This is a genomic window from Candidatus Cryosericum terrychapinii, assembly GCF_003570925.1.
GTDB classification, from domain to species: domain Bacteria; phylum Caldisericota; class Caldisericia; order Cryosericales; family Cryosericaceae; genus Cryosericum; species Cryosericum terrychapinii.
This window is the reverse complement of record NZ_QXIS01000036.1, coordinates 1-23330: the sequence shown is the minus strand read 5'-3', so window position 1 is coordinate 23330 and position 23330 is coordinate 1. Positions and strand designations below refer to the sequence as shown.

The 23330-nt window shown below is 56.5% G+C and carries 19 protein-coding genes and 1 pseudogene; 11 read left to right on the top strand and 9 right to left on the bottom strand.

Annotation, left to right across the window (positions count from 1 at the left end):
- The 3 genes and pseudogenes from SMC7_RS07210 to SMC7_RS07200 all read left to right on the top strand — a co-directional run.
- Positions 1 to 502: pseudogene (locus tag SMC7_RS07210) on the top strand (carboxypeptidase M32); the annotation flags it as partial.
- 171 nt (positions 503 to 673) lie between these two features.
- Positions 674 to 877: a cold shock domain-containing protein gene (locus SMC7_RS07205; protein WP_207798757.1), complete on the top strand. Its 204-nt coding sequence runs from the start codon at positions 674 to 676 to the stop codon at positions 875 to 877.
- 121 nt (positions 878 to 998) lie between these two features.
- On the top strand, positions 999 to 1766 hold the full coding sequence (locus SMC7_RS07200) for a MerR family transcriptional regulator (RefSeq protein WP_119089676.1): 768 nt from the start codon (positions 999 to 1001) through the stop codon (positions 1764 to 1766).
- Between the two features lie 77 nt (positions 1767 to 1843).
- Here SMC7_RS07200 and SMC7_RS07195 read toward each other — a convergent pair whose 3' ends face one another.
- Positions 1844 to 4339: an FAD-dependent oxidoreductase gene (locus SMC7_RS07195; RefSeq protein WP_119089675.1), complete on the bottom strand. Its 2496-nt coding sequence runs from the start codon at positions 4337 to 4339 to the stop codon at positions 1844 to 1846.
- 265 nt (positions 4340 to 4604) lie between these two features.
- Here SMC7_RS07195 and SMC7_RS07190 point away from each other — a divergent pair, with 265 nt between their 5' ends.
- The 6 genes from SMC7_RS07190 to asnA all read left to right on the top strand — a co-directional run bounded on the left by SMC7_RS07190 (position 4605) and on the right by asnA (position 12542).
- Positions 4605 to 5633, top strand: coding sequence for a tocopherol cyclase family protein (locus tag SMC7_RS07190; protein ID WP_119089674.1), 1029 nt, complete (start codon positions 4605 to 4607; stop codon positions 5631 to 5633).
- A 177-nt stretch (positions 5634 to 5810) separates the two neighbouring features.
- Entirely contained in the window at positions 5811 to 6629 is an 819-nt protein-coding gene (locus SMC7_RS07185; protein ID WP_119089673.1) for a toast rack family protein, read from the top strand.
- A 209-nt stretch (positions 6630 to 6838) separates the two neighbouring features.
- On the top strand, positions 6839 to 7411 hold the full coding sequence (locus SMC7_RS07180; RefSeq protein ID WP_119089672.1) for a hypothetical protein: 573 nt from the start codon (positions 6839 to 6841) through the stop codon (positions 7409 to 7411).
- Between the two features lie 39 nt (positions 7412 to 7450).
- Positions 7451 to 9460 (top strand): alpha amylase, encoded by a 2010-nt coding sequence (locus SMC7_RS07175; RefSeq protein WP_126850757.1) that lies wholly within the window; start codon positions 7451 to 7453, stop codon positions 9458 to 9460.
- A 12-nt stretch (positions 9461 to 9472) separates the two neighbouring features.
- Entirely contained in the window at positions 9473 to 11071 is a 1599-nt protein-coding gene (glgP, locus tag SMC7_RS07170) for an alpha-glucan family phosphorylase (RefSeq protein WP_119089670.1), read from the top strand.
- Between the two features lie 397 nt (positions 11072 to 11468).
- Positions 11469 to 12542, top strand: coding sequence for an aspartate--ammonia ligase (gene asnA / locus SMC7_RS07165; protein WP_243620324.1), 1074 nt, complete (start codon positions 11469 to 11471; stop codon positions 12540 to 12542).
- 17 nt (positions 12543 to 12559) lie between these two features.
- On the opposite strand, the gene SMC7_RS07160 is transcribed toward asnA, so the two are convergent.
- Complete coding sequence (locus SMC7_RS07160) at positions 12560 to 12973, bottom strand: flavodoxin family protein (RefSeq protein ID WP_119089669.1); 414 nt, start codon at positions 12971 to 12973, stop codon at positions 12560 to 12562.
- A 338-nt stretch (positions 12974 to 13311) separates the two neighbouring features.
- On the opposite strand from SMC7_RS07160, the gene SMC7_RS07155 reads away from it, so the two are divergent.
- A complete protein-coding gene (locus SMC7_RS07155; protein ID WP_165845219.1) occupies positions 13312 to 13941 on the top strand; it encodes a DUF3221 domain-containing protein in 630 nt (209 codons plus the stop codon).
- 68 nt (positions 13942 to 14009) lie between these two features.
- Here the strand turns inward: SMC7_RS07155 and SMC7_RS07150 are convergent, their stop codons facing one another.
- From SMC7_RS07150 to SMC7_RS07140, 3 genes are read right to left on the bottom strand one after another with little or no spacing between them, the layout of a single operon-like run.
- A complete protein-coding gene (locus SMC7_RS07150; protein ID WP_413814584.1) occupies positions 14010 to 15881 on the bottom strand; it encodes an ABC transporter ATP-binding protein in 1872 nt (623 codons plus the stop codon).
- 25 nt (positions 15882 to 15906) lie between these two features.
- Positions 15907 to 17697, bottom strand: a complete 1791-nt coding sequence (locus SMC7_RS07145; protein ID WP_207798755.1) for an ABC transporter ATP-binding protein — start codon at positions 17695 to 17697, stop codon at positions 15907 to 15909.
- Positions 17694 to 18206, bottom strand: a complete 513-nt coding sequence (locus SMC7_RS07140; protein ID WP_119089667.1) for a MarR family winged helix-turn-helix transcriptional regulator — start codon at positions 18204 to 18206, stop codon at positions 17694 to 17696. Before SMC7_RS07140 ends, SMC7_RS07145 begins: the two co-directional genes overlap by 4 nt.
- A gap of 225 nt (positions 18207 to 18431) precedes the next feature.
- On the opposite strand from SMC7_RS07140, the gene rlmN reads away from it, so the two are divergent.
- A complete protein-coding gene (rlmN, locus tag SMC7_RS07135) occupies positions 18432 to 19484 on the top strand; it encodes a 23S rRNA (adenine(2503)-C(2))-methyltransferase RlmN (protein WP_119089666.1) in 1053 nt (350 codons plus the stop codon).
- 72 nt (positions 19485 to 19556) lie between these two features.
- Here the strand turns inward: rlmN and SMC7_RS07130 are convergent, their stop codons facing one another.
- From SMC7_RS07130 to SMC7_RS07115, 4 genes are all read right to left on the bottom strand, one after another.
- Positions 19557 to 20015 (bottom strand): ribonucleoside-triphosphate reductase, encoded by a 459-nt coding sequence (locus SMC7_RS07130; RefSeq protein WP_119089665.1) that lies wholly within the window; start codon positions 20013 to 20015, stop codon positions 19557 to 19559.
- A gap of 126 nt (positions 20016 to 20141) precedes the next feature.
- Complete coding sequence (locus SMC7_RS07125) at positions 20142 to 21356, bottom strand: ATP-binding protein (RefSeq protein ID WP_119089664.1); 1215 nt, start codon at positions 21354 to 21356, stop codon at positions 20142 to 20144.
- Positions 21357 to 21776: 420 nt separating this feature from the next.
- Positions 21777 to 22532: a hypothetical protein gene (locus SMC7_RS07120; protein WP_119089663.1), complete on the bottom strand. Its 756-nt coding sequence runs from the start codon at positions 22530 to 22532 to the stop codon at positions 21777 to 21779.
- Positions 22522 to 23052 (bottom strand): hypothetical protein, encoded by a 531-nt coding sequence (locus tag SMC7_RS07115; protein ID WP_119089662.1) that lies wholly within the window; start codon positions 23050 to 23052, stop codon positions 22522 to 22524. The genes SMC7_RS07120 and SMC7_RS07115 overlap by 11 nt, the downstream gene beginning before the upstream one ends.
- Positions 23053 to 23330 lie beyond the last annotated feature (278 nt).

Below are 23330 nucleotides of genomic sequence, written 5' to 3'. Positions count from 1 at the left end.
CGCCGAACCATCGCTCATACGGATCGAGGCGGACGAGGTCACGTACAACCTGCATGTGATGCTCCGTTTCGAGATCGAGGAAGCTCTGATCAACGGGAAAGTGGAAGTGGCCGACCTCCCGGGCCTCTGGAATACCAAGATAAAAGAGTATCTTGGCATTGAGGTTCCCGATGATGCCCACGGCGTCCTCCAGGACGTCCACTGGTCGGGGGGCCTGTTTGGATACTTCCCGTCGTACATGCTCGGGAATCTTTACGCTGCGCAATTCTTTGCCACGGCCAGGCAGGAGATCCCGGATCTCGACGGACAGATCGCGGCAGGTCACCTTGACATGTTGCGTGAATGGCAGCGGTCCAAGATTCACCAGTACGGCGCCCTGTACGATCCAAAGGATCTTGTCGTGCGGGTGACTGGCAAGCCGCTGGACTACCATTACTTCATGAGTGAGGTGAAAGAGAAGTATTCCAGGATCTACGGGATCGTGCCGTCGGAGACGAAATAGCGCGCAGGATTCACCCTCAGTCGCCCCTGCACGCACGGGAACGACACACGAGAAGACAATGCGAATACATGGTGAGTTCACATATTGCAACACGGGCACTTGTATCGGGGAAAATACTCCATATACTGCACTATGGCAAGATAGTACATGCCAAGTTTTATGGAGGTTTCAGTGCTTACAGGCAAAGTCAAGTGGTTCAACGCAGAGAAGGGTTATGGTTTCATTACTCGTGATGACGGCGACAAGGACGTTTTCGTCCACTATAGCGCCATCCTCGGTTCAGGTTTCAAGTCGCTGAAGGAAGGCGACGCGGTCGAATTCGAAGTCGTGCAAGGCGACAAGGGTCCGCAGGCCAAGGACGTCACGATCAAGTAGTTCTCCCCCTACACAGAACCCAATCAGCCCCGGCGAAAGCCGGGGCTTTCGTTTGTCCTGCCCTCTTGACTATGACGCAACGTCATGGTATATGCTGCCATGACAGCGAAAAGGAGCAAAGATGACCTATACGATCGGGAAGGTAGCACGCATAGCCCACGTGAGCGTGCGCACGCTCCATTACTACGATGCTATTGGGCTGCTCAATCCTTCGTACGAGACACCTTCTGGATACAGGCTCTATGTCGATAGCGACTTGGAGTTGCTGCAGCAGGTTCTGTTCTTCCGCTCGCTCGGGTTCCCGCTCGGTCAGATCAAGGCGATCGTGCAGAGCCCGGCGTTCGACCGGCGCAAGGCGCTCGAGGCACACCGCACAGCACTGCTTGAGCGGCGCAAGGCTGTCGAAGCGCTCCTTGCAGCAGTCGGCCACACCATAGAAGCCATGGACAAAGGAGAAACGATGGACACGACGACAATGTTTGACGCGTTCGACGAGCGCGCTCTGGAGGAACATCGGACGAAGTACGCAGACGAGGCGAAGCAGCGGTGGGGCACGACGGACGCCTATGTGGAATCCCAGAGACGTACGTCGAAGCATACGAAGGAAGACTGGAAGCGCATCCAGCAGGAAGGCGCAGAGATCAGAGAAGGCCTGGCGACACTCATGGACCACAGTCCAACTGATAGGGACGTGCAGACTCTGGTGAAGCGCTTCCACGAGTACATGAGCACCAACTTCTACGCCTGCTCGCTCGAGATGCTGTCTGGGCTTGGCGACATGTACGTGAGCGACCCTCGCTTCACTGCGACATACGACAAGGTACGGCCCGGGCTGGCCACGTTCCTTCGTGACGCCATCAAGATCTACTGCACGGGAAACGCCACGTAGGATCGACGAAGCACTGGACTAGCAACAAGCACCCCGGCATATAGCCGGGGCGCGCTTTCTTCAAATATAGAGCAGTTCTAGATGAAGAAGTTGATATGACCCTGGTCAGCGTCGCCCAGCATGGTCGCCACACCGCCTTCTTCAATGCCGTCGATGAGCTCTTCGCGGTGGATCCCCATGAGGTTCATCGACATCGTGCACGCGATGAATGTGCCGCCGCCATCGAGGACAGACCGCATCATTGCCTCGACAGGCGTCACGTTGTACTTCTTCATGAGGCCCAGGATCATGCCGGTACCCATACCCATCATGTGCATCTTGCTCAGGATGAGGTGCGTGGCACCACGCGGCATCATCATGCCAAACATCCGTTCGATGAATGTCTTCTTGATGCGCACGTTCTCATCTTTGCGCAGGACGTTCAGGCCCCAGAAGGTGAAGAACATGCTGATCTTCTTGCCCATAGCCTGAGCGCCGTTCGCGATGATGAACGCTGCAATGACCTTGTCCAGATCGTTGCTGAATACGATGATGGTCGCGTGGTCGTCCGCCTTGCCGGAGACGACAGCGACACCTGCTGTGGCAGCAGCATGAAGGGGCTTCCGCAGTGTCGCCGTGACCAGCTTTCCGCGCTGGCGGTCCACCACTTCCAGGCCCTGTGCCTGGGCAAAGGCTGCGACGTCGGCGTAGAAGCCTGGGTCCGAAGCGGTGACCTTGATCAGGTCACCAGGCCCTGTCTGTGCCAGCGCTTCTTTCAACTTGAGCAGCGGCCCCGGGCACTGAAGGCCACAGGCGTCGATCTCGATGGTCTTCGTCGATGCTGCTGTCGGCGGCGTCAGCAGCTTCGCCTTCGTGACGCACGGCCTGCTAGTGCAGGTCTGCTGATCGTCCGCCTCGCGTTCGGGCCGCGTCGGCTGTTCCTCAACACCATGTGTCAGAGAAGCCTCCCAGCTTGTATAGCCACCGGTCAGGTTGGCAACCTGGAACCCGTTCTGGGCCAGGATCCTCTGTGCAACGTATCCACGCAGGCCTGCCTTGCAGTAGGTAAGGATGATCTTTGTTCCCGCGGGCAACTCGCCGATACGGTTGCGCAGTTCGGGAAGAGGGATGGTCAGCGCGCCGGGAATGATGCCACAGGATGTCTCTTCCGGTTCACGCACGTCCAGGAGAATCGCACCTTTGGCGAGCTCTTCGGCAAGATGGTCGGGAGCCACGACGGGTGCCAGGTTCTCGAGGTCGTTCTGGGCTACAAAGCCCGCCATGTTGACCGGGTCCTTGGCACTGCCATAGGGTGGAGCATAGGCAAGCTCGAGGTCAGTGAGGTCGTCGACGGTGGCACCCAGACGCATGGCTGTGGCCAGGACGTCGATGCGTTTGTCCACACCGTCGTAGCCGGCGGCCTGAGCACCGAGCAACTTGCCCTCGGGGCTGTAGAGCAGTTTGATGTGGACTGGCGTGCTGCCCGGATAGTATCCGGCATGTGAACCCGGGTGGATGGTGACGGACCGGAAGGGGATGCCCAGTTTCGTCAACAGAGCCGCGCTGGCGCCGGTGGCTCCTGCGGCCAGGTCGAAGACTTTGACGATCGACGTGCCCTGTGTTCCTTTGTAGATATCATCTCTGCCGACGATGTTGTTGGCAGCGATGCGTGCCTGCCGGTTAGCGGGCCCGGCCAGCGGGATGAGAGCCTTGCTCTTCGTGACGAAGTGTTCGACCTCGATGACGTCACCGATGGCATAGATATCGGGGTCACTGGTGCGGAGGTGCTCATCCACCAGGACGCCGTGGGAGGTGCCAATCGTGAGTCCAGCGTGTTCGGCTATCTGCGTGTTTGGTCGTACGCCGATGGCGAGGATAACTATGTCTGCTGCAAGCTGTGTCCCGCTGGTCAGGGTTACCGTCAGCGTGCCGTCCACGTTCTTCGCAAACGACTTGACTCCATCACCCAGGTGCAGGTCGACACCATGCATCTGCAGTTCCTGATGAGCGTAGGCAGCAATGTCGGGGTCGAGGAACGCCAGCACCTGCGGCAGCATCTCGACCAGTGCGACGTCGACCTTCTGCTCCCTCAGGTTCTCTGCGACTTCGACGCCGATGAAACCCCCTCCGACGACGACGGCTTTCCTGGCACCAGCATGGACGGCCTGGATGATACGGTCCATATCAGGGATGGTCCAGAGTGAATAGATGCCCTCACTGTCGATGCCTGGGATGGGTGGGCGCAGGGGAGAGCCGCCGGGAGACAGGACAAGCTTGTCATACCGGTCGGTCGTCTCGGTGCCGGTGGCGAGTTCCTTTACAGTGACTGTGTGTGCGTGCCGATCAATACTGGTTACCTCATGCCCCGTCAGGAAGTCGATATTGAACCGCTCCTTCATCGACGCAGGTGTCTGGACAAGCAGCTGGCTGCGATCTGTAATGACATTGCCTATGTGATAGGGAAGCCCGCAATTGGCGAAACTGATGTAGTCTCCCTTTTCGTAAACGACGATCTCCGCCTTCTCGTCGAGGCGGCGCAGGCGCGCTGCAGCCGAAGCTCCCCCAGCGTTTCCACCAACAATGATGACTCTCACGTATTCCTCCTATTTCTTCTTGTTCTTCGTCTCACAACCTCAATACCGTCACGCACATACCAGGATTCCATGAAACAGTGCTCAATAAGTTTGTGACCATATATCACAAAGTCAATGCTACAAATTGACAACAACGTGTGGGCGCACAATAGGCTCTTGTATGAGGGAGTCGCCTTCGCCATACTGAAGCCATGACAGCGAACAGCACGGGCAAGGTATTCGTGCACGCAGGCCAACCGTTCTATGGCCGTGAAGAGTTCCCCGTATGACGCACGCTGGCATCGTCTGGCATCCTGAGATGTTCCACGGGCGCGGATGGCGCTCCAGCGGATTCGACGGGTGGTACTTCAAGGTCGTCGACCCCTCCGAGCGGCACGTGTGGGCAATCATACCGGGCATTTGGATGGACCGCGACCCGGCCAAACAGTACTGCTTCATCCAGTTCCTCGATGGACGGACAGGCCGCACGACGATGCACCGCTATCCCGCTCAGCAATTCTGGTCGTCGCGGGAGCGCTTCGACATTACGGTGGGTCAGAGCCGCTTCAGCCTGACGTCCATGCACGTGGACATCGACGACCCGGACCTGCACTTAAGAGGAGACCTGCAATTCTCACAATCGCAAGGGTGGCCGATTCGTCCGTGGGCGCCAGGGGCTATGGGGCCTTTTGCCTTCCTGCCTTTTCTCGAGGGGTATCACGCCATTACGAACGTCGACCCCCGCATCGTCGGTTCTCTCTCCGCGGGCGGCGATGAGATGGACTTCACCGGAGGGCGGGCCTACATGGAGCGGGACTGGGGCAGTGCGTTTCCCCGTGCCTGGGTGTGGACGCAGTCCAACCATTTCGACGAGGACCATGTCTGCCTGACCGCTTCGATTGCGGACATCCCGCTGGCGGGCAGACTTCTTCGCGGGTTCATCGTCGGGTTCCTCTTCGGGGGCGTGTTCTACCAGTGGGCGACATGGAACGGGTCACGGCTGGCACACTTCGCGTATGACGACCAGCGTGCCGAGTTCACGGTCATCAATGGGAAACACATCCTGGAAGTCTGGAGCGGCGGACGGAGCGGGATGGGTCAGGTGTTCGCCCCGCGCGCCGGGGCCATGACACAGATGCTGGTTGAAGAACTGAACGCTGTCGTGCAGGTCCGCCTGATCGAGCGACACGTGTACGGAGACGTCCTGTTGTTCGAGGGCCGTGGGCGCAACGGAGGACTCGAGATCAGTGGCGACATGGCTGCTGTCGTGGGGACGCCCGAGGTGCGCACCGTCCAAGGGCTAGCCCGTCCATAGAGTTGTAGAGGACGTGACGTGCCTTTCTTCGGACGTGGAAAAGCTGTCGAACGCATATTGCTGATGGTGTAACCTTTGGGTTCTGCTGACCGTACGCAAGGTGAGAGCAGGACGTGGGTACGAACAAAGGCCCGCCTGCCGCAAGCGGTTATTCCGCTTTTCTGTGGGAGGTAGTGTATGAGAGGACTGGCCATTTTCCTGGTGATTGTGCTCCTGATTGTTGGAGGGTTGTACGCGACAGGCGCCCTGACCGGCAATGCCTGGTGGGAGCCGAGGACGTGGAACAAACCGACTGCCGGCGACGTCATAACCGACACCAAGGCCGTCAATCTGCAGGGAGCGCGGATAGCACTGGTCGAACTGCAGATGGGCGCTGGCCGGGTGACGCTGAGTGGGGGAGCTTCTGACCTGATGGACGCGACGTTCGCCTACAATGTCACAGCCTGGAAGCCCATCGTCGACTACGTCGTCAACGGAGACGAGGGTCGGCTTCTGGTGCGGCAGCCCAGCGGCACGTACCAGGCCTTTAGTGGCAGCTACCGCAATGATTGGGACATTCGTCTGAGCAGTACGACACCTGTGGACCTGGACCTCAAGAACGGCGCCGGCGACATGGACATGGACCTGAGCGATACGATGGTGCACACGCTCACCGTCGACTCAGGAGCGTCCAGCACGACGGTCAAGGCCTCTCCGAAGGCCATGACCAGTCTGACCGTGAAAGCAGGCGTGGGGTCGGTCAACCTTGACCTGACGGGTGACTGGAAGAACAGCGCGGACGTGCAGGTCAACGGTGGAGTCGGCAGTATCAAGCTGGTCGTCCCCGAGAACGTCGGCGTCACCATCAACGCGCAGCGAGGTCTTGGTTCCATCGACGCGAGCGGCTTCACCAGGAATGGCAGCACCTATCGCAACGCCGCCTGGGGTACCACGGCTGTCACGTTGAGCCTCGACCTGAATGTCGGTGTGGGTTCGGTGACCATCACCCAGAAGTAGCAGGTTTTCCTCGCACGAGACTCAGGCGGGACGCGGGAGACATCTCCTGTGTCCCGCTTTTCCTATCTCTTGCATGCCCCTGCACGCCTGTCCCCGTGTTCGTCGTTCCCGCGAAGGCAGGAACCCACTCAGTGTTGGCGACTTTGTGATCTCGCTATACTGAACCGTGTGCTTGTCGCAAACAAGGGACAAGCGTCACAGGGGGTCGAATGCTCTTCGATACGCTTCTGGACATAGCGCGCCCACTGAACCGGGCTGGCGTTCATTGGGGTATCGGTGCTTCCGTACTGCTATACTACCATGGTCTGGTCGACACACCGCACGATATCGACATCATGACCGGCGAGACAGATGCAGACATGGTCGCCTCGATTCTTGACGGTCTGGGGAACGAAGCGCTCGGTGATCCCGGCAGAAGCCTGTACTCGACGAGCCGGTTCCTCGAATACGTGGTCGACGAGACGGATGTCGACGTCATGGCCGGATTCGCCATCAAGCATGCCAACGGCACTTACGTGTTTCCGTTCGATGACAGGTCTGTCGCGATGACAAGAACCGTGGATGACGTGATAATCCCATTGACATGTCTGGAAGACTGGTATGTACTCTATCAGCTGATGCCGGGACGGGAAGCCAAAGTCAGGCTGATCGAAGATCGCCTGCTGAACAGCGGCAGTGTCGACCTGTCAGTGCTCGACCGGGCGCTTGCCCGCGAATTGCCTCCTTACGTTCACAGCAGAACCGCGCAGCTTGCCGCCTTCTGTCACTCCTTCAACCGGTAGAAGACAGTTGCTTGTATGGACACCCATGGAGATATCGATGTGAACCAGGTACCTGATCGCGTCCCAAACGTGCGGCTAGTGCTCGAAATCCTGCACAGCAGGAAGGGTGCATGCGGAGCAGACTGGTTTGTCCCGGAACGCTGGAACCACGCCGCGTACCGAGGCGGCACGGCAGACCCCGGCAGACCCGGCGAGCTGCGCGTGGACCCGTGCGACTTCTTCGCCGCGTGCATCGAAAAGGCACTCCGGGAGGGTGGCACTGCACAGGAGCCTGGAGGACGCAAACGCCTTACCGAGAGCGTCATCTATGGCATGCTGGTGCGTTCGTTCACGGCCTGGCCGCATCATGACGCCGGCGAGGTCTGCTCCGGCACATTTCTAAAGACGATGGCACTGCTCCCGCTCCTTCGGCGGTACGGGGTCGACATTGTCTACCTTCTGCCGGTGTTCAGCTGCAGCGACCGATACAAGAAAGGCAGGCTAGGCAGTCCGTATGCAATCAAGGACATCTACAAGCTCGACGCCGCGCTGCACGATCCCCTGCTGGGCGAGGACACGGGCGAACTCCTGGAGGCGGAATTCCAGGCGTTTGTCGAACTGTGCCACTGGCTGGGCATGAAGGTGGTCCTTGACTTCGCGTTCCGGACGACCGCGCGAGACAGCGTGCTCATCGCCGACCACCCGGACTGGTTCTGCTGGATCAGAAAAGAATGTGCAGTGGGATTCCGGGCTCCCTCGCTGGGTGACGGCACGACGACGCGGGAGGTGAATGATGAAACGCTGAGAGAGCTGTACACGTCGTCGCAGACACCCACGTACCTGGCCCAGTTCACATGGTCTCCCGACCGCATCGACCCGGACCGCTGGGCATCGGTGCGGGCGAGCGCTGGTGACGACCTCCTCGGCGCCATCGAGGACCAATTCGGTATCACGACGGCACCTGGCTTCTCGCCTGTCATCAACGACCAGCAGCCGCCATGGACCGATGCCACCTACCTGCGATTCTACCATGACAACGCCGCTCAGGTCGGCAAATATGTCGCGGACGGCCAGGCTCCGTTTGTCATGCAGGACAGCGCTTCGCTCAGCAAATACCCGGGAGCCAAGCCCACTGAGGAGCTGTGGCGCTATGTCGAGGGTGTGATGCCGCACTACAGGACGCACTTTGGCATCGACGGAGCTCGCATCGACATGGCGCACGCCATGCCGGCCGAACACAATGCGTCAATTGTTCGGCGCATCCGGGAGGTGGACCCCAAGTTCCTCCTCTGGTCCGAAGAGTTCGATTGCGGCAAGGGTGCGCAGGCGGGACGGGACGGGTTCGACCTGATCAGCGGCTACACCTACTATGACTACAAGAGGATCCACGACGCCGACTTTGCCCGCTCCATCCTGGACAATGGGTTTCTTGCCTCACCGATTCCTGTGGTCGCCTCGGTGGAGACGCCCGACACTCCTCGATCGGCGCTGGGCCACCCGGACAAGGCCTCCCTCCGGCTGATCCTGACCCTCAACAGCTTCATGCCCAACGCTGTCCCGTTCATCAACAGCGGACAGGAACTGCTGGAGGTACAGCCAATGAACCTTGGTCTGGACAACACCGAGGACGGCCGTTTCGTTCTGCCGCCCGGGGATCCGATGGCCGGCAGGCTTGCCTTTTTCGACCCCTACTGTCTTCACTGGACAAGCGGCGACACGTGGGTGGACGCCGTCCTGCAGGAGACGCTTCGTCTGCGGCGGCACTATCTGTCCCTTCTCGGCGACCCGGGAAACTTCGTGAAGCAGGAGGATCTTTTGCACCATGGGAACTTGACGATGCTCTGCTATCATGACTCGACTTATATCGACGGTCTGGTCGTCGCAGCAAATCGCTCGCTGACGACCGAACTGTCGCTCAGACTTGCGCTGGAGCATCCCGCGACGATTCCTGTCGGAAAAGAAGTCAAAATCGTGTATGATGCACATGGCCCGTGCAGGCGGTCGGTTTCTTCAACTGACGACGTTCTGCTCAGCCCGTGCGAAGTTGTAGTAATAGAAATCGGGAAGTAACGGAGGTCTCCAATGGACAATGGAACGCCCAGAGTAGCCTACTTCTGTATGGAGTTCGGGCTACATGAGAAGCTGCATATCTACGCCGGGGGTCTGGGCATCCTGGCGGGCGATATCCTGAAAGCGGCGGCGGACGCCGGCCGGCCGATGGTTGGAATCGGGATCCTGTGGCGCCAGGACTACACCGAGCAATTCATCGACGAGTACGATCGCCCGTACGACAGCTACCACGAGTATCGGTACGACTCGCTCGAGGACACGGGCGTGGTCGTCACCGTGCTCATCCGCGACGAAGAGGTGCGGGTGAAGGTGTGGAAATGCACAGCCTTTGGCAATGCGCCGTTGTACCTCCTCGACACGTACCTTCCGGGCACCCTGAGCTGGAACCTGACGGGGCAGCTGTACGGCTGGTTCGAGGAGGAACGCATTGCACAGGAGATGATCCTCGGCATCGGCGGCGTACGCGCGCTGCAGGCGCTGGGTATCGACGTGGACATGTACCACTTCAACGACAGTCACGCGGTCTTTGCCGGCGTCGAACTGATCCGCCAGCAGATGACGAAGGGCGTGCCCTTTACAGACGCACTCCGGTCAGTGAAACAGCACATCGTGTTCACGACGCACACGCCGGTGTCTGACGGCAACGAGGTGCACACCCACCGTATCCTGCAGTATATGAGCTCGTATGACGGACTCTCCAGCGATCAGATCGTCCAGCTGGGGGGCGACCCGTTCAGCATGACTGCCGCGGGGCTGCGCCTGTCCAGAAAGGCAAATGCGGTGTCGCAGCTGCACGGGCACACGGCCCGCCAGATGTGGAAGCTCGTCCCCGGAGGCTCCGACATCCTTTCCATCACGAACGGTGTCCACAACGGTACCTGGCAGGACGACAGCATCCGGCAGGCCCATGCGTCCGGAGGGGACCTGTGGGCAGCCCACAGCGCACTGAAGCGTGTGATGATCGACGACATTGAGCGGCGGAACGGGGTCCGGCTCGACGAGAACGTTCTGACCATCGGATTTGCTCGTCGCGCCACGCCGTACAAGCGCAGCGACCTCATCTTCTCGAACAGAGAGGTGGTCGGGGACCTGCTGCGCAACCACAGGATTCAGATTGTCCTGTCCGGCAAGGCGCACCCCAACGACATGGGAGGGAAGGCGACCATCACGAACCTCGTACGCATTGCCAAGGAGTATCCCGGCAGCGTCGTGTTCCTGCAGGGCTATGACATGGCCATCGGCAAGATGCTGACGCGCGGGTGTGACGTCTGGCTCAACAACCCGGTGCGGCCGATGGAAGCGAGCGGTACGTCGGGCATGAAAGCAGCGATGAATGGTATCCTCAATCTGAGCACACTCGACGGGTGGTGGCCCGAGGCCTGTCAGCAAGGCGTCAACGGCTGGCAGTTCGGCGGGGGATACGAGGGCGGCGACTGCAACAGCGTGGACGTCGTTTCGCTGTACCACGTGCTTGCCAGCGACGTCATCCCCACCTATGAGAACCAGCGGGACGCATGGGTCGGCATGATGCATGCCAGCATCGATATGGCACAGTGGCAGTTCTCGGCTGCACGCATGCTGCAGGAGTACTACGAAAAGATGTACGTCTGACGGCGTCGCTCATCTGCAATGCCTCAACGGGGCCTGCGCCTTGCGTCACCATGTAGTGCCCGTACATACTGTAGCGGAGTGCCCAGATGATGCCGGGGACGACCAGCAGGACCATACCGACAGCGACGATAAGGCCGTACAGGAGGGTGCCCACGCTACACCATAGTCTGCAGCTGTCTGCCCTCAAAGGTTCCGTCCTGCCCTTGTTTGTCGTTTCCCCCGCGATAGCGGGAACCTACGTCCCTGGACATGCATGGACTTTGGCTTGTGCAACGGGACCGTTGCATACCCTGATCGTTCACAATTCCCGCATCGTGGAGCCGCACTTCCTGGTATCCTCTACGAAATACCCTTGCATCCGGCAGTGACGCCGGCCGCGAGGCAACGGGAGATGCGCATGGCGATGCAGATGGGAACAGCTCAGACATACATCAGTGGCAGGCTTTGTTTGCCCGAAGGGTACACGCCTGCACTGTCGCTGCGGGAGACGGAACAAGCCATCAAGTTTATCAAGGATACCTTTCAGTGCGGTCTTGCGGCCGCGCTCAACCTTGCGCGTGTCTCGGCGCCACTGTGTGTGACTGCCGCCTCCGGTCTTAACGATCACCTCAATGGCGTTGAGAGTCCGGTCCGGTTTGGCATCCGCAGTATCGGCGAGGACGCCGAGATCGTGCAGTCATTGGCCAAGTGGAAGCGTGCTGCCTTGGCTGACTACGGCTTCGACCATGGCGAAGGCCTCTATACCGACATGAACGCCATCCGACCCGACGAGACGCTGGACAACCTGCACTCCGTGTACGTCGACCAGTGGGACTGGGAGCGTGTCATTGATGCCAGCGAGCGCACTGTCCCCTTCCTGGAGGGAATCGTACGAGACATCTACGGCGTGCTGCTCCGCACGAACCAGTTTGTGTGCGAGCGCTACCCTTCAGTGCCGGCCTTGGAGCTACCTGACGAGATGGTCTTTGTGCGCAGCGAGGACTTGGAGGCCGACGACCCCGACCACACCCCGCAAGAGCGGGTGGACCGCATCTGCCGTGAATCGGGCGCCGTGTTCGTCATTGGCATCGGCGCGCCGATGCTCAGCGGTGTTCCCCATGACGGGCGCGCGGCTGACTACGATGACTGGTCGACGCCCACGGACGAGACACATCGCGGCCTGAACGGAGACCTGTTTGTCTGGAACTCCGTTCTAGGCTGTGCATTTGAACTCTCGTCGATGGGCATCCGTGTAGACCCGTCTGCCTTGCTGCGTCAGCTTGAAGCACGCGGTGAACTCGCCAACCGGGACCTCCCATACCATCGCCGCCTGCTTGCGGGCGACCTGCCTCTGACTATCGGCGGCGGTATCGGACAGTCGCGACTCTGCATGCTGCTCCTGCACACCGCGCACATCGGCGAGGTCCAGTCCGGCATCTGGTCCGGTGCAATGCGGTCTGCGTGTTTCGCTGCAGGGATACCGCTGCTCTAGAACGGACGCGTGAAGTGCTACTTGGCGAGAACGCTCCGCGCAAATTCCTCTGCCCTTGTCACATCCCGGGCATCCGGGTGATGGAGGTTGAAGAATAGGAACTTTCCTCGGCAGAAGTAGCACGTGTCTGACACGTGGATTCCCCGCCGTGCCAGCAGGCCCTTCATGATGCCTACTGCCTTGTCCTCAAAGCCGGTGCTGAAGACGGTCACCTGCTTGGCGAGGGCAGGGTCGAGCCCTGCGATGAACTTCTTGACGGATGGGTCGATGTCCTTGGCATGGATCGATGCCCCCAGGAACAACATGTCCACGGGTTCGTCAACCGTCGCCGTACCCACTGGCTCCGCCAGGCAGCCCACTGCGCGTGCGATCGTCTCGGCGATCCTCTTCGTGTTGCCTGTCGTGGACTGGTACACTACTCTGACACGCATGATACCTCCTTTACTATGTTCACATCTGGCTCCACAGGGAGCTCCACAGCTGCATCGATGGCAAGCGCTCAGGGCTGTGCCCGAATACCATCCGGTCCCCCTCAAGCGAGATACTAGGTAGTCTACAGGTATCTTCCTCGGAAGCCAGAGCCGATGAAAAGTCACGGCATGAGTGGGTTACATGTGGCGATCGGCTGGTACGCGGCACATGGTATCGCAGTATCATCGTCGGACGTGAGGAGGCCTGAGGAACTCCTGCGGAGAAGATCATGTCATATTGAAGAGACATCTGAATGTGTTCGGCGCTTCGACATCGCCCAGATGGACGTGGTGGTACGATGAGAAGAGCAGTGGCAATAATCGCATTGATCGCGATTGCGGTCTCGCTGACCGCGTGCAAGGGGCCTGAACCGATGACCTTCGAGGAGTTGCTCCGGTACGATAACCCGATTGGACACGTACGCACGTCCGACGTGGAGAGTATCACAAAGGGGATGACGTACCGGGAGATCATCACACGACTTGGTGCGACCCGAGACATGGGCAGCGGTCTCCACGTTGCGGTGTACGTTGTGGACGACAAGGAGAACCTGTACTTTTCCCTGGCCGACCCAGACGAGGTCTGCACGAAGAGTGGAACAGAGCTGTTGCAGAGTGCCCAGCCTATCGTCGACGAGAGTGACAAGATCGGCATCAGGGGCGTCGTGACGGACATCGTTCAGGGAAAGGATGGCATCACGATGCTCGTGGAAGGCAAGCTGGAACAGGATACGTCCTTCGACAAGGCAAGCGTCACGGTGAATATGAGTTCCAGGGTACTACGAGACGAGACCCCCATCACGGGCCTGTTTGCGTTCTCGGAGATCAAGAAAGGCGATACAGTCGAGGTCACGTTCAACGGCCCGGTAGCAGAGAGCTACCCCGTGCAGGGCGTCGCAGCAACCGTGCGCATCGTGACGGCCCAGTAGAAGCATCAGGGTCCTCCGCGCGGCTCAAACAAGCCGCGCGGATAACATTTGATCCGGGTGAACGTTACTTATTCCAGTGCAGATTGACCGGTGTAGAGCTGGAAGTACCGACCTTTTTCAGCGAGCAGGCTGTCGTGGTTGCCGCGCTCGACAACCTCGCCATGCTCCAGGACGATGATGGCTTTGGCATTACGGACGGTAGACATGCGGTGGGCGATGACGAATACCGTCCTGCCTTCCATGAGTGCGTCCATACCCTGTTCAATCAGGCGTTCGGTGCGCGTGTCGATGGAGCTCGTTGCCTCGTCGAGGATCATGACAGGTGGGTCGGCGACGTACGCGCGGGTAATCGCGAGCAGCTGGCGCTGCCCCTGTGACAGGTTGCCACCATCGCCTGTAATGACAGTGTCGTATCCCTGTGGCAGGCGGCGGATGAACGAGTCGGCGCTGGCACGCTTCGCGGCCAGCCTGCATTCGTCGTCCGTGGCATCCAGCCGGCCGTACCGGATGTTGTCCATAACCGTGCCTGTGAACAGGTGCGTGTCCTGCAGCACCATGCCGAGCGAACGGCGCAGGTCACTCTTGCGGATCGTCTTGACGTCGATGCCGTCGTAGGTGATGGTCCCTTCCTGCACGTCGTAGAACCGGTTGATCAGGTTCGTGATCGTCGTCTTGCCCGCGCCGGTCGAACCGACAAAAGCGATCGTCTGACCAGGTTTTGCATACAGCGAGATGTTTTTGAGGACAGGGGTCACCCCGTCATACGAGAACGTAACATGGTCAAACCGGACATCTCCTTTGAGAGGCACTAGTGTATGCCCGTTGTCTCTTGGGACACTCCATGCCCACTCATCAGTCTTGATACCTTCAGGAGTCTCGACAATGGGGCCATCCTCCGCGTGCGTGACACTCACGAGCGTGACCGTTCCACCGTTGACTTCGGCCTGTTGGTCCATGACCTGAAAGATGCGTTCCGCGCCTGCGAGGGCGGCGAGCAGAACGCTCAACTGGTTCGTGACCTGGTCGATAGGCCGGCCGACTTGGTAGGAATATTGCAGGAAGGCGACCAGCGAGCCGGTGTCGAGGTGCCCGGTGATAGCAAGGACGCCGCCAGCGATCGCAACTGTTGCATAGCAGACACGGCTGAGGTTCCCCATCAGCGGCATCACGACGCCAGACAGGAAAGTTGCGGTGGCTGCGGATGAACGAAACTCCTCGTTAAGACCAGCAAATTTGCTACTGGTCGCCTGTTCATGTCCGAATACCTTGACGACCTTTAGGCCGTCCACCATTTCTTCGATGTAGCCGTTGAGGTCACCCAGGGACTTCTGCTGAGCCCGGAAGTACACTGTGCTCTTCTTGCTCAGGTTGATGCTCAAAAAAATCATGAATGCCAGGATGACTGCGGCAACCGCGAACAAGGTGGGACTCAGTACCAACATCATGACGAGCGTTCCAACGAACGTCAGGACACCGGAGATCAATTGAACAACACTTTGCTCGATCGCCATTTCGACATTATCGATATCATTAGTAAAACGGCTCATCAGCTCACCGTGCGTATATGTATCGAAGAATCTGAGCGGCAGGTCCTGCATCATTTCAAAAAGGTTCTTGCGCATCAGGTTGGCGGTCCTCTGTCCGATTGTGACCATGATGCGGCCTTGAAAGTACGAAGCGACCACACCAATCAGGTAGATGCCGGCCAGGACGGCAAGGGTAACTGCGAGTCCTTTGAAGTTACCGGGGATGATATAGTTGTTGACCAGTGGTTTCAAGAAGTACGAGCCGGCAAGTGCGCTGCCAGCGCTGATGATGAGCATGATGCAGACGACAATGAGTGCATATTTGCTGCTTCCAAAGTATGCCAAAATGCGGCGTATTGTTGCCCCGACGTTCTTGGGTTTCTGGAACGCCATGCTGAGGCGGGTACCGCGCATGGACACGATCGGACGCTGTTGTTGTTCAGCCATTGGCGACCACTCCTTCCATCTGTGATGCACAGATTGCTTGATAGGCTGGATTGTTCGCAAGCAGCTCAGCGTGAGTCCCAATCCCGACGATGCGACCATCATCGAGCACGATGATCTTGTCGGCCTCCTGCACCGAGCTGACGCGCTGGGCGATGGTCAGGATGGTCGTATCCTTGAGATTCTCGCGGAAGGATGCGCGCATCTTTGCCTCTGTAGCCGAATCCACAGCGCTGGTGCTGTCGTCCATGATCAGGATGTGCGGCTTCTTGAGGAGAGCGCGTGCGATGCACAAGCGCTGCTTTTGACCGCCCGACACATTGACACCGCCCTGCCCGAGGTCGGTATCATAGCCATCCGGGAAGCTCATAATGAAATCATGGGCCTGGGCATTCTGTGCGGCCTCCTCGATCTCCTTCTGTGTCGCAGCTGCATTTCCCCACAGCAAGTTTTCACGGATGGTGCCGGAGAAGAGCACATTCTTCTGCAGTACCATGCCAATGGAACTCCGAAGCGTTGCAAGCTTGTAGTCGCGGACGTCCACGCCGTCCACGAGGATCTGCCCGTCAGATACGTCATATAGACGTGGGATGAGGCTCACCATCGTTGATTTGCCAGAACCTGTACCGCCGACAAGCGCAACGAACTCGCCCGGTTGGATAGTAAGGTTGATATCCGACAGGACGTTTTCGCCCTTGCCGGTCGCAGTGTATTTAAAGTCAACATGGCGGAATTCGATGGCACCATGCTGGATGGCCGCTTCCTCTGAGGGTGCTTCTGCATTGACGCGAGGGTCGGCTACTGCGTGAGGTGCCAAGACGAATTGTTTGTCGGCAATGTCTGGCGTGGTGCCAAGCACTTCGATGATGCGCTCAGCGCTTGCTCTTGCACGAGCGAGCATCATAAGGATCGTTGAGACCATAAGGACGCTCTGGAGGATTAGCATGACGTAACTGATGAAGCCGACCAGCTCTCCTGTGCCCAGCTGGTGGTTTCCGACCATGCGACCTCCAAACCAGATGACGGCAATGGTGGCCCCGTTGAGGACGAGGAGCATGATCGGCATGATGGTTACGACAAGGCTTCCGGCTCTAATAGCTGTATCGCTCAACTCGTCACTGGACTTCTTGAACTTGGTCTTCTCATGAGGCTCACGAACAAAGGCTTTGACAACGCGGATGCCGATCAGGTTTTCCTCGACAGTGCCGTTCACGGCATCGATCTTTGCTTGCACTGCCTTGAAGAATCGTTCTGCCTGTCCCACGATAACCGAGATTCCTGCTACAAGCACGGGAATAGCCATGAACAGAATGATTGCAAGCTTGGCGTTGATGGCGATGGCAAAGACGAGCGCGCATATCAGCATGAGCGGCGCACGCGTCAGAAAGCGCATGCTCATGAGCAGCGTGTTCTGAAGCTGTGTCACGTCGTTTGTGAGACGTGTAACCAAGGAGGCTGTACTGAACGTGTCAATGTTTGAGAATGAGAATGACTGAACCCGGTCAAACAGTGCCTGGCGCAGATTGGCGGCAAACCCCTGGCTCACCTCAGCGGCAAGCTTGTGGTTAAGCGAGCCAAGCAGCATGGCAACCAGTGCAAGGCCGATCATCAGAATACCGACTTGAATAATGTACTGCAGATTCAATGCCGGGATCCCATTATCGACGATCTTCCCCATCAAAAATGGCATAGAAAGCTCACAGACAACGTCGAGCATGACGCAGAGCGGTGACAGGATGATCAGCGACTTGTAGTTGCCAATGTAGCTCCAGAATTTCTTGATCACGTTGTTTCCTCCTGCTTCATGAATGTGGGCACTTGGGCGCCCATGGCCACAAGGTTTTCAATCATGCGGCGATAGCTGCCTTCCAGCTGTTTTCGCTCTTCTTCCGAGAACCCCTTGAAGGTACCTGCGTCGACATGCTGAAAGGCACGAATGCAGTCATTGACGAGGTGCAACCCCTTGTCGGTGATGGTAAGGTGGTTACGTCGCAGATCGTTGGAGTCAGTGGACTTGCAAACAAGTCCCGCTCGCTCCATGCGCTTGATCGAAACGGCAACGGTCGCAGGACTGACGCCCAGTGCCTCCGAGAATCCTTTCTGGTCACACTCGGCGGCGACTTCATGATTCCGCAGCATGAACAGGATCATCGGTTGTCCGACCTTGCCAAGACCCCGGCTGTCCATTTCCTTTTTCAGGCAGCGCCGGTGCATCTTGTTCACCGCACGAAAGAGCAGTTCCAGGTCGCCTGCGGAAGAGCTCAGTTCCTTTTCCTGTTCGTGTTTAGCATTCATAAGCCGTTTTACCTCACTATTTTCATGCCGGCTAATGATTAGCCGACATACTAATATGAAATAGTATAGACCGACTTCACCTATGTCAAAGAGGTTTGCTCCACGCAGTTTTCATACTCTGATGACGACGGTGAATACTAGAGGCCGCTTCCGTCGATGAGCTGTTGTGTCTGTCTCTTGCAGAGACACCTCAAAGAATCCGCGAAAGTAGGCTATAGTTGACGTATGGACTTGGACAAGCTTCAAACCACTTTAGAAGAACTGGGACAACCTGCGTATCGTTTCAAGCAGATCAAGTTGGCCATGTACCAAGACCTGAAGGAAGGGTTTGATTCCATAGAGAATATACCCCTGACGTTGAGGCAGGATCTGGACCGGCTCTTGTCCTTCAACGAACTCATCCTCAAGACGGAGCAGAAGTCGCTTGATGGCTCAGGGAAGAACCTGTTCTTCACTCATGACGACCTCGCCATAGAGAGTGTTCTTATCAAACACGGAGACGGCAGTCGCACGGTGTGCGTTTCCACCGAGGCTGGCTGCCAGATTGATTGTTCTTTCTGCGCTACTGGACACCTGGGTTTCAAGCGAGTCCTCTCTCCGTCTGAGATCGCTGAACAGGTGCTGTCCTTTTCCCGCGAGTTGAAAGCCAAAGGAGAAAAGGTCACCAATGTTGTCTTTATGGGCATGGGGGAACCTTTTCTCAACTACGACAACATCAAGAAGGCTATTCTGTTGTTGAATGACAAGGATGGCTTTAATCTGGGACAACGACGCATCTCGGTTTCTACGAGCGGGATTGTTCCGGGTATTGAACGTTTTGGAGCTGAAGACTGGCAGATCAATCTGGCTATTTCCCTGCACGCTCCCGACAATGCCTTGCGTTCCCGCTTGATGCCTATCAACAAGACCTATCCTTTGGAGAAGTTGATGCCCGCTCTCGATGCGTATGTCGCAAAAAACAACAGACGACTCATGATCGAGTACCTGCTTCTGGGGGGAATAAACGACAGTCCTCGACAGGCTGACGCCTTGGCCGACCTCATCCATGCTTATGGGGAGATTCTTCGCCTGAGCGTGGTGAACCTGATCATCTACAATCCCACCAAAGACAGTGATGGCCACTGGGACAGATTCCGATCCCCAAGCCTGGCGGCTTTGAGAGCATTCGAAGAGATCCTGACCAAAAGGGAGATTGCCTGGACCCGCAGAGCCAGCTTTGGAAGTGATATCAGCGGAGCTTGTGGGCAATTAGCTGGTGAAGTGAACTCTACGCATTAGTGCGGTGTCACAGTCTAGCCATAGAGCTTCTCTATGGTCTCAACCATTGTTTTGTTTCTTCTTCCAGAGATACTATTTTTTTTGCAGAGCTCCTTCACCCAGAACAAACTCTATTTGGTAACCAAATTTACTGGCGGTTTCTGTTGCAAAGTCTTTTACTTCATTCCAATTGAAGCTATAGGTATAATTTTTTCCAAACAAAACAGATTGTTCTTCTATTGTTCCTCTTCTGGTGCCATTTGTGGTATTGTATTTCTCTACCTTGAACCCAAATCCTGGAGTTGAAAATGTTTCATCATCTCCACTTCCCATAGTTATGCCAGAACCTCTTTCATCCAGGATCTCAAAGAAATAGACCTTCTTTTCACTGTCGTTCACTTTCACTCTGCACCTATAGGTTAGGACTTTTTTTGACAGGAACACCTTTCTTTCTGCTATTATGCTCGTCAGCAAGAGACTTCTGTCTCTTTGTTCCAAAAAACTGCCAGGAAAACTGAACTTCTTGCTAAGAAACTCTTCTTTCATTCCCATAGAGCACTCCTATTACCAGTATTTTGTCTCTGTCGTGCTGTCTTTTGCCTTTCCATGTGCCAAGCTGCCTTAGGCCTGGCGAGCACTATGACGTGCGGATGGCAGTATCGTGTGCAAGCGAATGCGCTACAGCATTGTCCAGGGAACAGCCACGATATGACGTGTAAGGTGCTTTATCATTGGCCCGCCGTAGATTACAATACCGCTGATACAGAGCGGGTCTTTGTCCATAAGCCATTGAACGTGTTTGGCGTCGCTCATGGTGACATCCTTGCCCTTTTTTGCCTCAACAGCAATACGCTTGTTACTACGCCCCAAAACGAAGTCCACCTCGTGTACTTCACTTGTTCGACGCGTATGCAGAAAGTGCATGTTCATGCTCCATAGATCACAGAGCACCTGCAGAGTCGTGAAAACCATGTTTTCGAAAAGGTGCCCGCAGAACGTATCATCTATTTCCTCGGGATTCCTTATCTCGAGTAGTGAGCAGAGCAGTCCGGTGTCGCAAAGATATGGTTTCCAGTGTGCCCGGACTGAAGTCGTGTCTGTAAGAGAAGCTGGGGGGAGAACAGAGAGAAGATACGTTTTTTGGAGCGCATCGACATATCTTGAAACTGTTTTCTCATTAACGTTGGTATCGTCAGCGACCTTCCGATATTCCATGAGAGATCCCGTTGCCATGGCGACGCGCCGCATGACTGATCGATAGTCAAAAAGGGACATGGTCGGCGCGATGTCTGGTACGTCGCGTTCGAGATACGTCGTCACATAGCTTCGCCAGAACACGGCTGCTTGTTCGGGCGTTGCCTCTCTGACGCCAGGGAAGAAACCTCCGAACAGAGTCGTGCGCAGGTCCGGTTCCGGAGATATGACTGAACTCTCTTCCGGAAGTTGAGCTTCAAACATATCCAGCAACCAAGATGGTTCTGGCTGCTGAAGCCATTCGGTCCAGAGGGGTTGTCGTAGAACATGGTAGGCAGCACGGCCGGCTAATGAGTCCTGAATTCGTTTGAGAAGAAGGAAATTGGCGGATCCGCTCAACACGAAGCGACGTGTCTTGTCCAAGCGAAGAGCCTCCTTCACGGCAAGAAACAGGTCCGGTTCCCTGTGTGCCTCATCGATGATCAATCTGTCTGCCATGTCGACAAATGCAGTCGGATTTCTGTGCGCTCTCTCGCGCGTATCCAGGTCGTCAAGAGTTGTGTATGCATAGTCGTGGAACATCGGCTCATTTGCAAGGAGAGTACTTTTTCCTGTTTGTCGTGCTCCAGTGAGTACGGTAACCGGGAGTATTGTCTCTGAAAGCTGTAATTGATGCGTTAGCCACCGTTCTATGTACATTGTCGTCACCTCATGTCTGTAATAGCGTCACGCCATGTCTGTATTGTACATGGCTACTCAGATAATGCAATGCAAGCGATTCTCCAGTCTGCACCACAGAAACCGGGTTCACTACCACAGGCTGCTCGAGGGAAGAGAAACCATCTCGCAGGAAAACAGGAGACGGACTGTCGCTTCTTGGCGAATATCTTTCCTGAAAGTTGCAATTAATGCGCCACGCGCCCTTTCACGTACACTGCCGTCACGCCATGTCGGCAATATCGTCATGCCGTGTCTGCTTTGTACATTGGATGAGATTTGTTCCACATCCCGGGCGGGGTCCACTATCTGGCAGCTAGCGCTACGGAGGCGAATGGCTGAGAAAGCGTGAGAAGACAGGGATGTAGGTGTCTGGTATTGGCAGTTTGCTCTGGACGGCCTTCAGCTCTTGCTGGCGAAGATCCTCTTCCACGACAGCTTTGCTTTATCCTTTATCCATCCCCAGGCTCTCTGTGGCACAAAAATATATAATATGTTCAGAACCATCCACAGCCAAAAGATGGGGAAGGCAAGAAAAGGAGGGGCGAGGAACATGAGCAATAGGAAATAAGGACCAACCATGTTTCCATAGACTACGAGGTAACTATAAGGAAAGCTGAGCAACGAATTGCTATACGCCCCTAGCCAGCGTACTGCTGGTGAAGGTTGAGCGGTCATTAAACCAAAGAGATTTGTTATCGAGCCGGGCCAGAATATCGACCGCAAGAAGTTGGTGTCTTTATGAACACCCACCATCGCCGTATCCACGAGACTGCCGTTGTGCGAAAGGGTTGCGCAGTAATAAAAGCCTCCACCCAGAATGGTTCCCAAAAAGGTGACAACAACGAATATTTTCAGAAACCGTCGTGAAATACGATAGTGACGAAGGGCAATACAAATAAAGATTGCTGCTACCACAGGAGATCCTGCATACCTCAGCCATGCCGTATATGCCACGCCCTGTCGGAAGACAACCACCTCGGCAACTGCGCACGCCATCAAGAGGATCGGGTACAAAAGGAGGTACCGAATCAATCGTCTCTCAAAAACGGTTGCTGGAAGGAAATACTGAATCAATCGTCTCTTAAAAGCGGTTGCTAAAATTGTTGATTTTGCCGGAGTGTCATATTCCGTTCTTGGAAACATGTCATTTTCCATTATGTGTACCCTCCTGATGATGCCCAATTCTCTTCCACAGCAGCTTTGCTCGATCTCTTATCCATCCCCATGTTCTCTGCGGTACGATGAGGTATATTGCGCTCAGAATCACGAGGACCACATAGAGCCAGAAGACAGGTGAGCCAGTCACACTCTCCACCCACCAGAATCCATGGTACAGTGAATCGCCATAGGCCATCACTCCGAGGTAGAGGGTTATGAGGAGAATGATGGCTGCAAGCCACTTCAAGAAACGGCGTGAGGCGGGATAGTTGCACAGGGCAATTACCGCGAGGATTGCTGTGAAAATGGTAGACCCCGTGTACGTCAGGTAGTTCGCAAACTCGCTATGTATGGCATTTGCGATATCCACGCTCACCATCAGGACAACTGGCCACAAGAACATCGCCCAAAACAAGCATTCCTCTATGTTTGATTTTCGTGCGCTCTTGCCATCCGTGGTCGTCCATTGGTGCACCGGTTTGACCGTGGTTCTCATGGGGTCTTCCTGATCACTCACGAATAGCCTCCCGCTCCTTGATCCAATAGTGAATCGAACCCGGTCATCTAACCGTCAGCGCACCGTATCAGCACGGCATCGCAGCGGAGATCGTACCCTCCACTACAAGTGGAACGCGGTGGAGATGTTTTGACTAACCTGGGCGACAGGGTGATGTGCGAACGTTGACTGAGCCAACACGTTGCCATCACAGAAAACGCTGACGATCTAGATGGGTTGATGACAAACGGAGGGCGGTTTGTGGCTGAAAGTGATAGAAACGTCAGTTCAGCAGCTGT

What these genes read in the sequence shown, in the direction of transcription:
- SMC7_RS07130 (WP_119089665.1), bottom strand. Translation starts at nt 20,015, where the DNA reads ATGGGAATGAAAGAAGAGTTTCTTAGCAAGAAGTTCAGTTTTCCTGGC.
- SMC7_RS07185 (WP_119089673.1), top strand. Translation starts at nt 5,811, where the DNA reads ATGAGAGGACTGGCCATTTTCCTGGTGATTGTGCTCCTGATTGTTGGA.
- SMC7_RS07120 (WP_119089663.1), bottom strand. Translation starts at nt 22,532, where the DNA reads ATGGAAAATGACATGTTTCCAAGAACGGAATATGACACTCCGGCAAAA.
- SMC7_RS07140 (WP_119089667.1), bottom strand. Translation starts at nt 18,206, where the DNA reads ATGAATGCTAAACACGAACAGGAAAAGGAACTGAGCTCTTCCGCAGGC.
- SMC7_RS07200 (WP_119089676.1), top strand. Translation starts at nt 999, where the DNA reads ATGACCTATACGATCGGGAAGGTAGCACGCATAGCCCACGTGAGCGTG.
- SMC7_RS07160 (WP_119089669.1), bottom strand. Translation starts at nt 12,973, where the DNA reads ATGCGTGTCAGAGTAGTGTACCAGTCCACGACAGGCAACACGAAGAGG.
- SMC7_RS07150 (WP_413814584.1), bottom strand. Translation starts at nt 15,881, where the DNA reads ATGCGCGGTACCCGCCTCAGCATGGCGTTCCAGAAACCCAAGAACGTC.
- glgP (WP_119089670.1), top strand. Translation starts at nt 9,473, where the DNA reads ATGGACAATGGAACGCCCAGAGTAGCCTACTTCTGTATGGAGTTCGGG.
- SMC7_RS07125 (WP_119089664.1), bottom strand. Translation starts at nt 21,356, where the DNA reads ATGTACATAGAACGGTGGCTAACGCATCAATTACAGCTTTCAGAGACA.
- SMC7_RS07155 (WP_165845219.1), top strand. Translation starts at nt 13,312, where the DNA reads ATGAGAAGAGCAGTGGCAATAATCGCATTGATCGCGATTGCGGTCTCG.
- SMC7_RS07180 (WP_119089672.1), top strand. Translation starts at nt 6,839, where the DNA reads ATGCTCTTCGATACGCTTCTGGACATAGCGCGCCCACTGAACCGGGCT.
- rlmN (WP_119089666.1), top strand. Translation starts at nt 18,432, where the DNA reads ATGGACTTGGACAAGCTTCAAACCACTTTAGAAGAACTGGGACAACCT.
- SMC7_RS07190 (WP_119089674.1), top strand. Translation starts at nt 4,605, where the DNA reads ATGACGCACGCTGGCATCGTCTGGCATCCTGAGATGTTCCACGGGCGC.
- asnA (WP_243620324.1), top strand. Translation starts at nt 11,469, where the DNA reads ATGGCGATGCAGATGGGAACAGCTCAGACATACATCAGTGGCAGGCTT.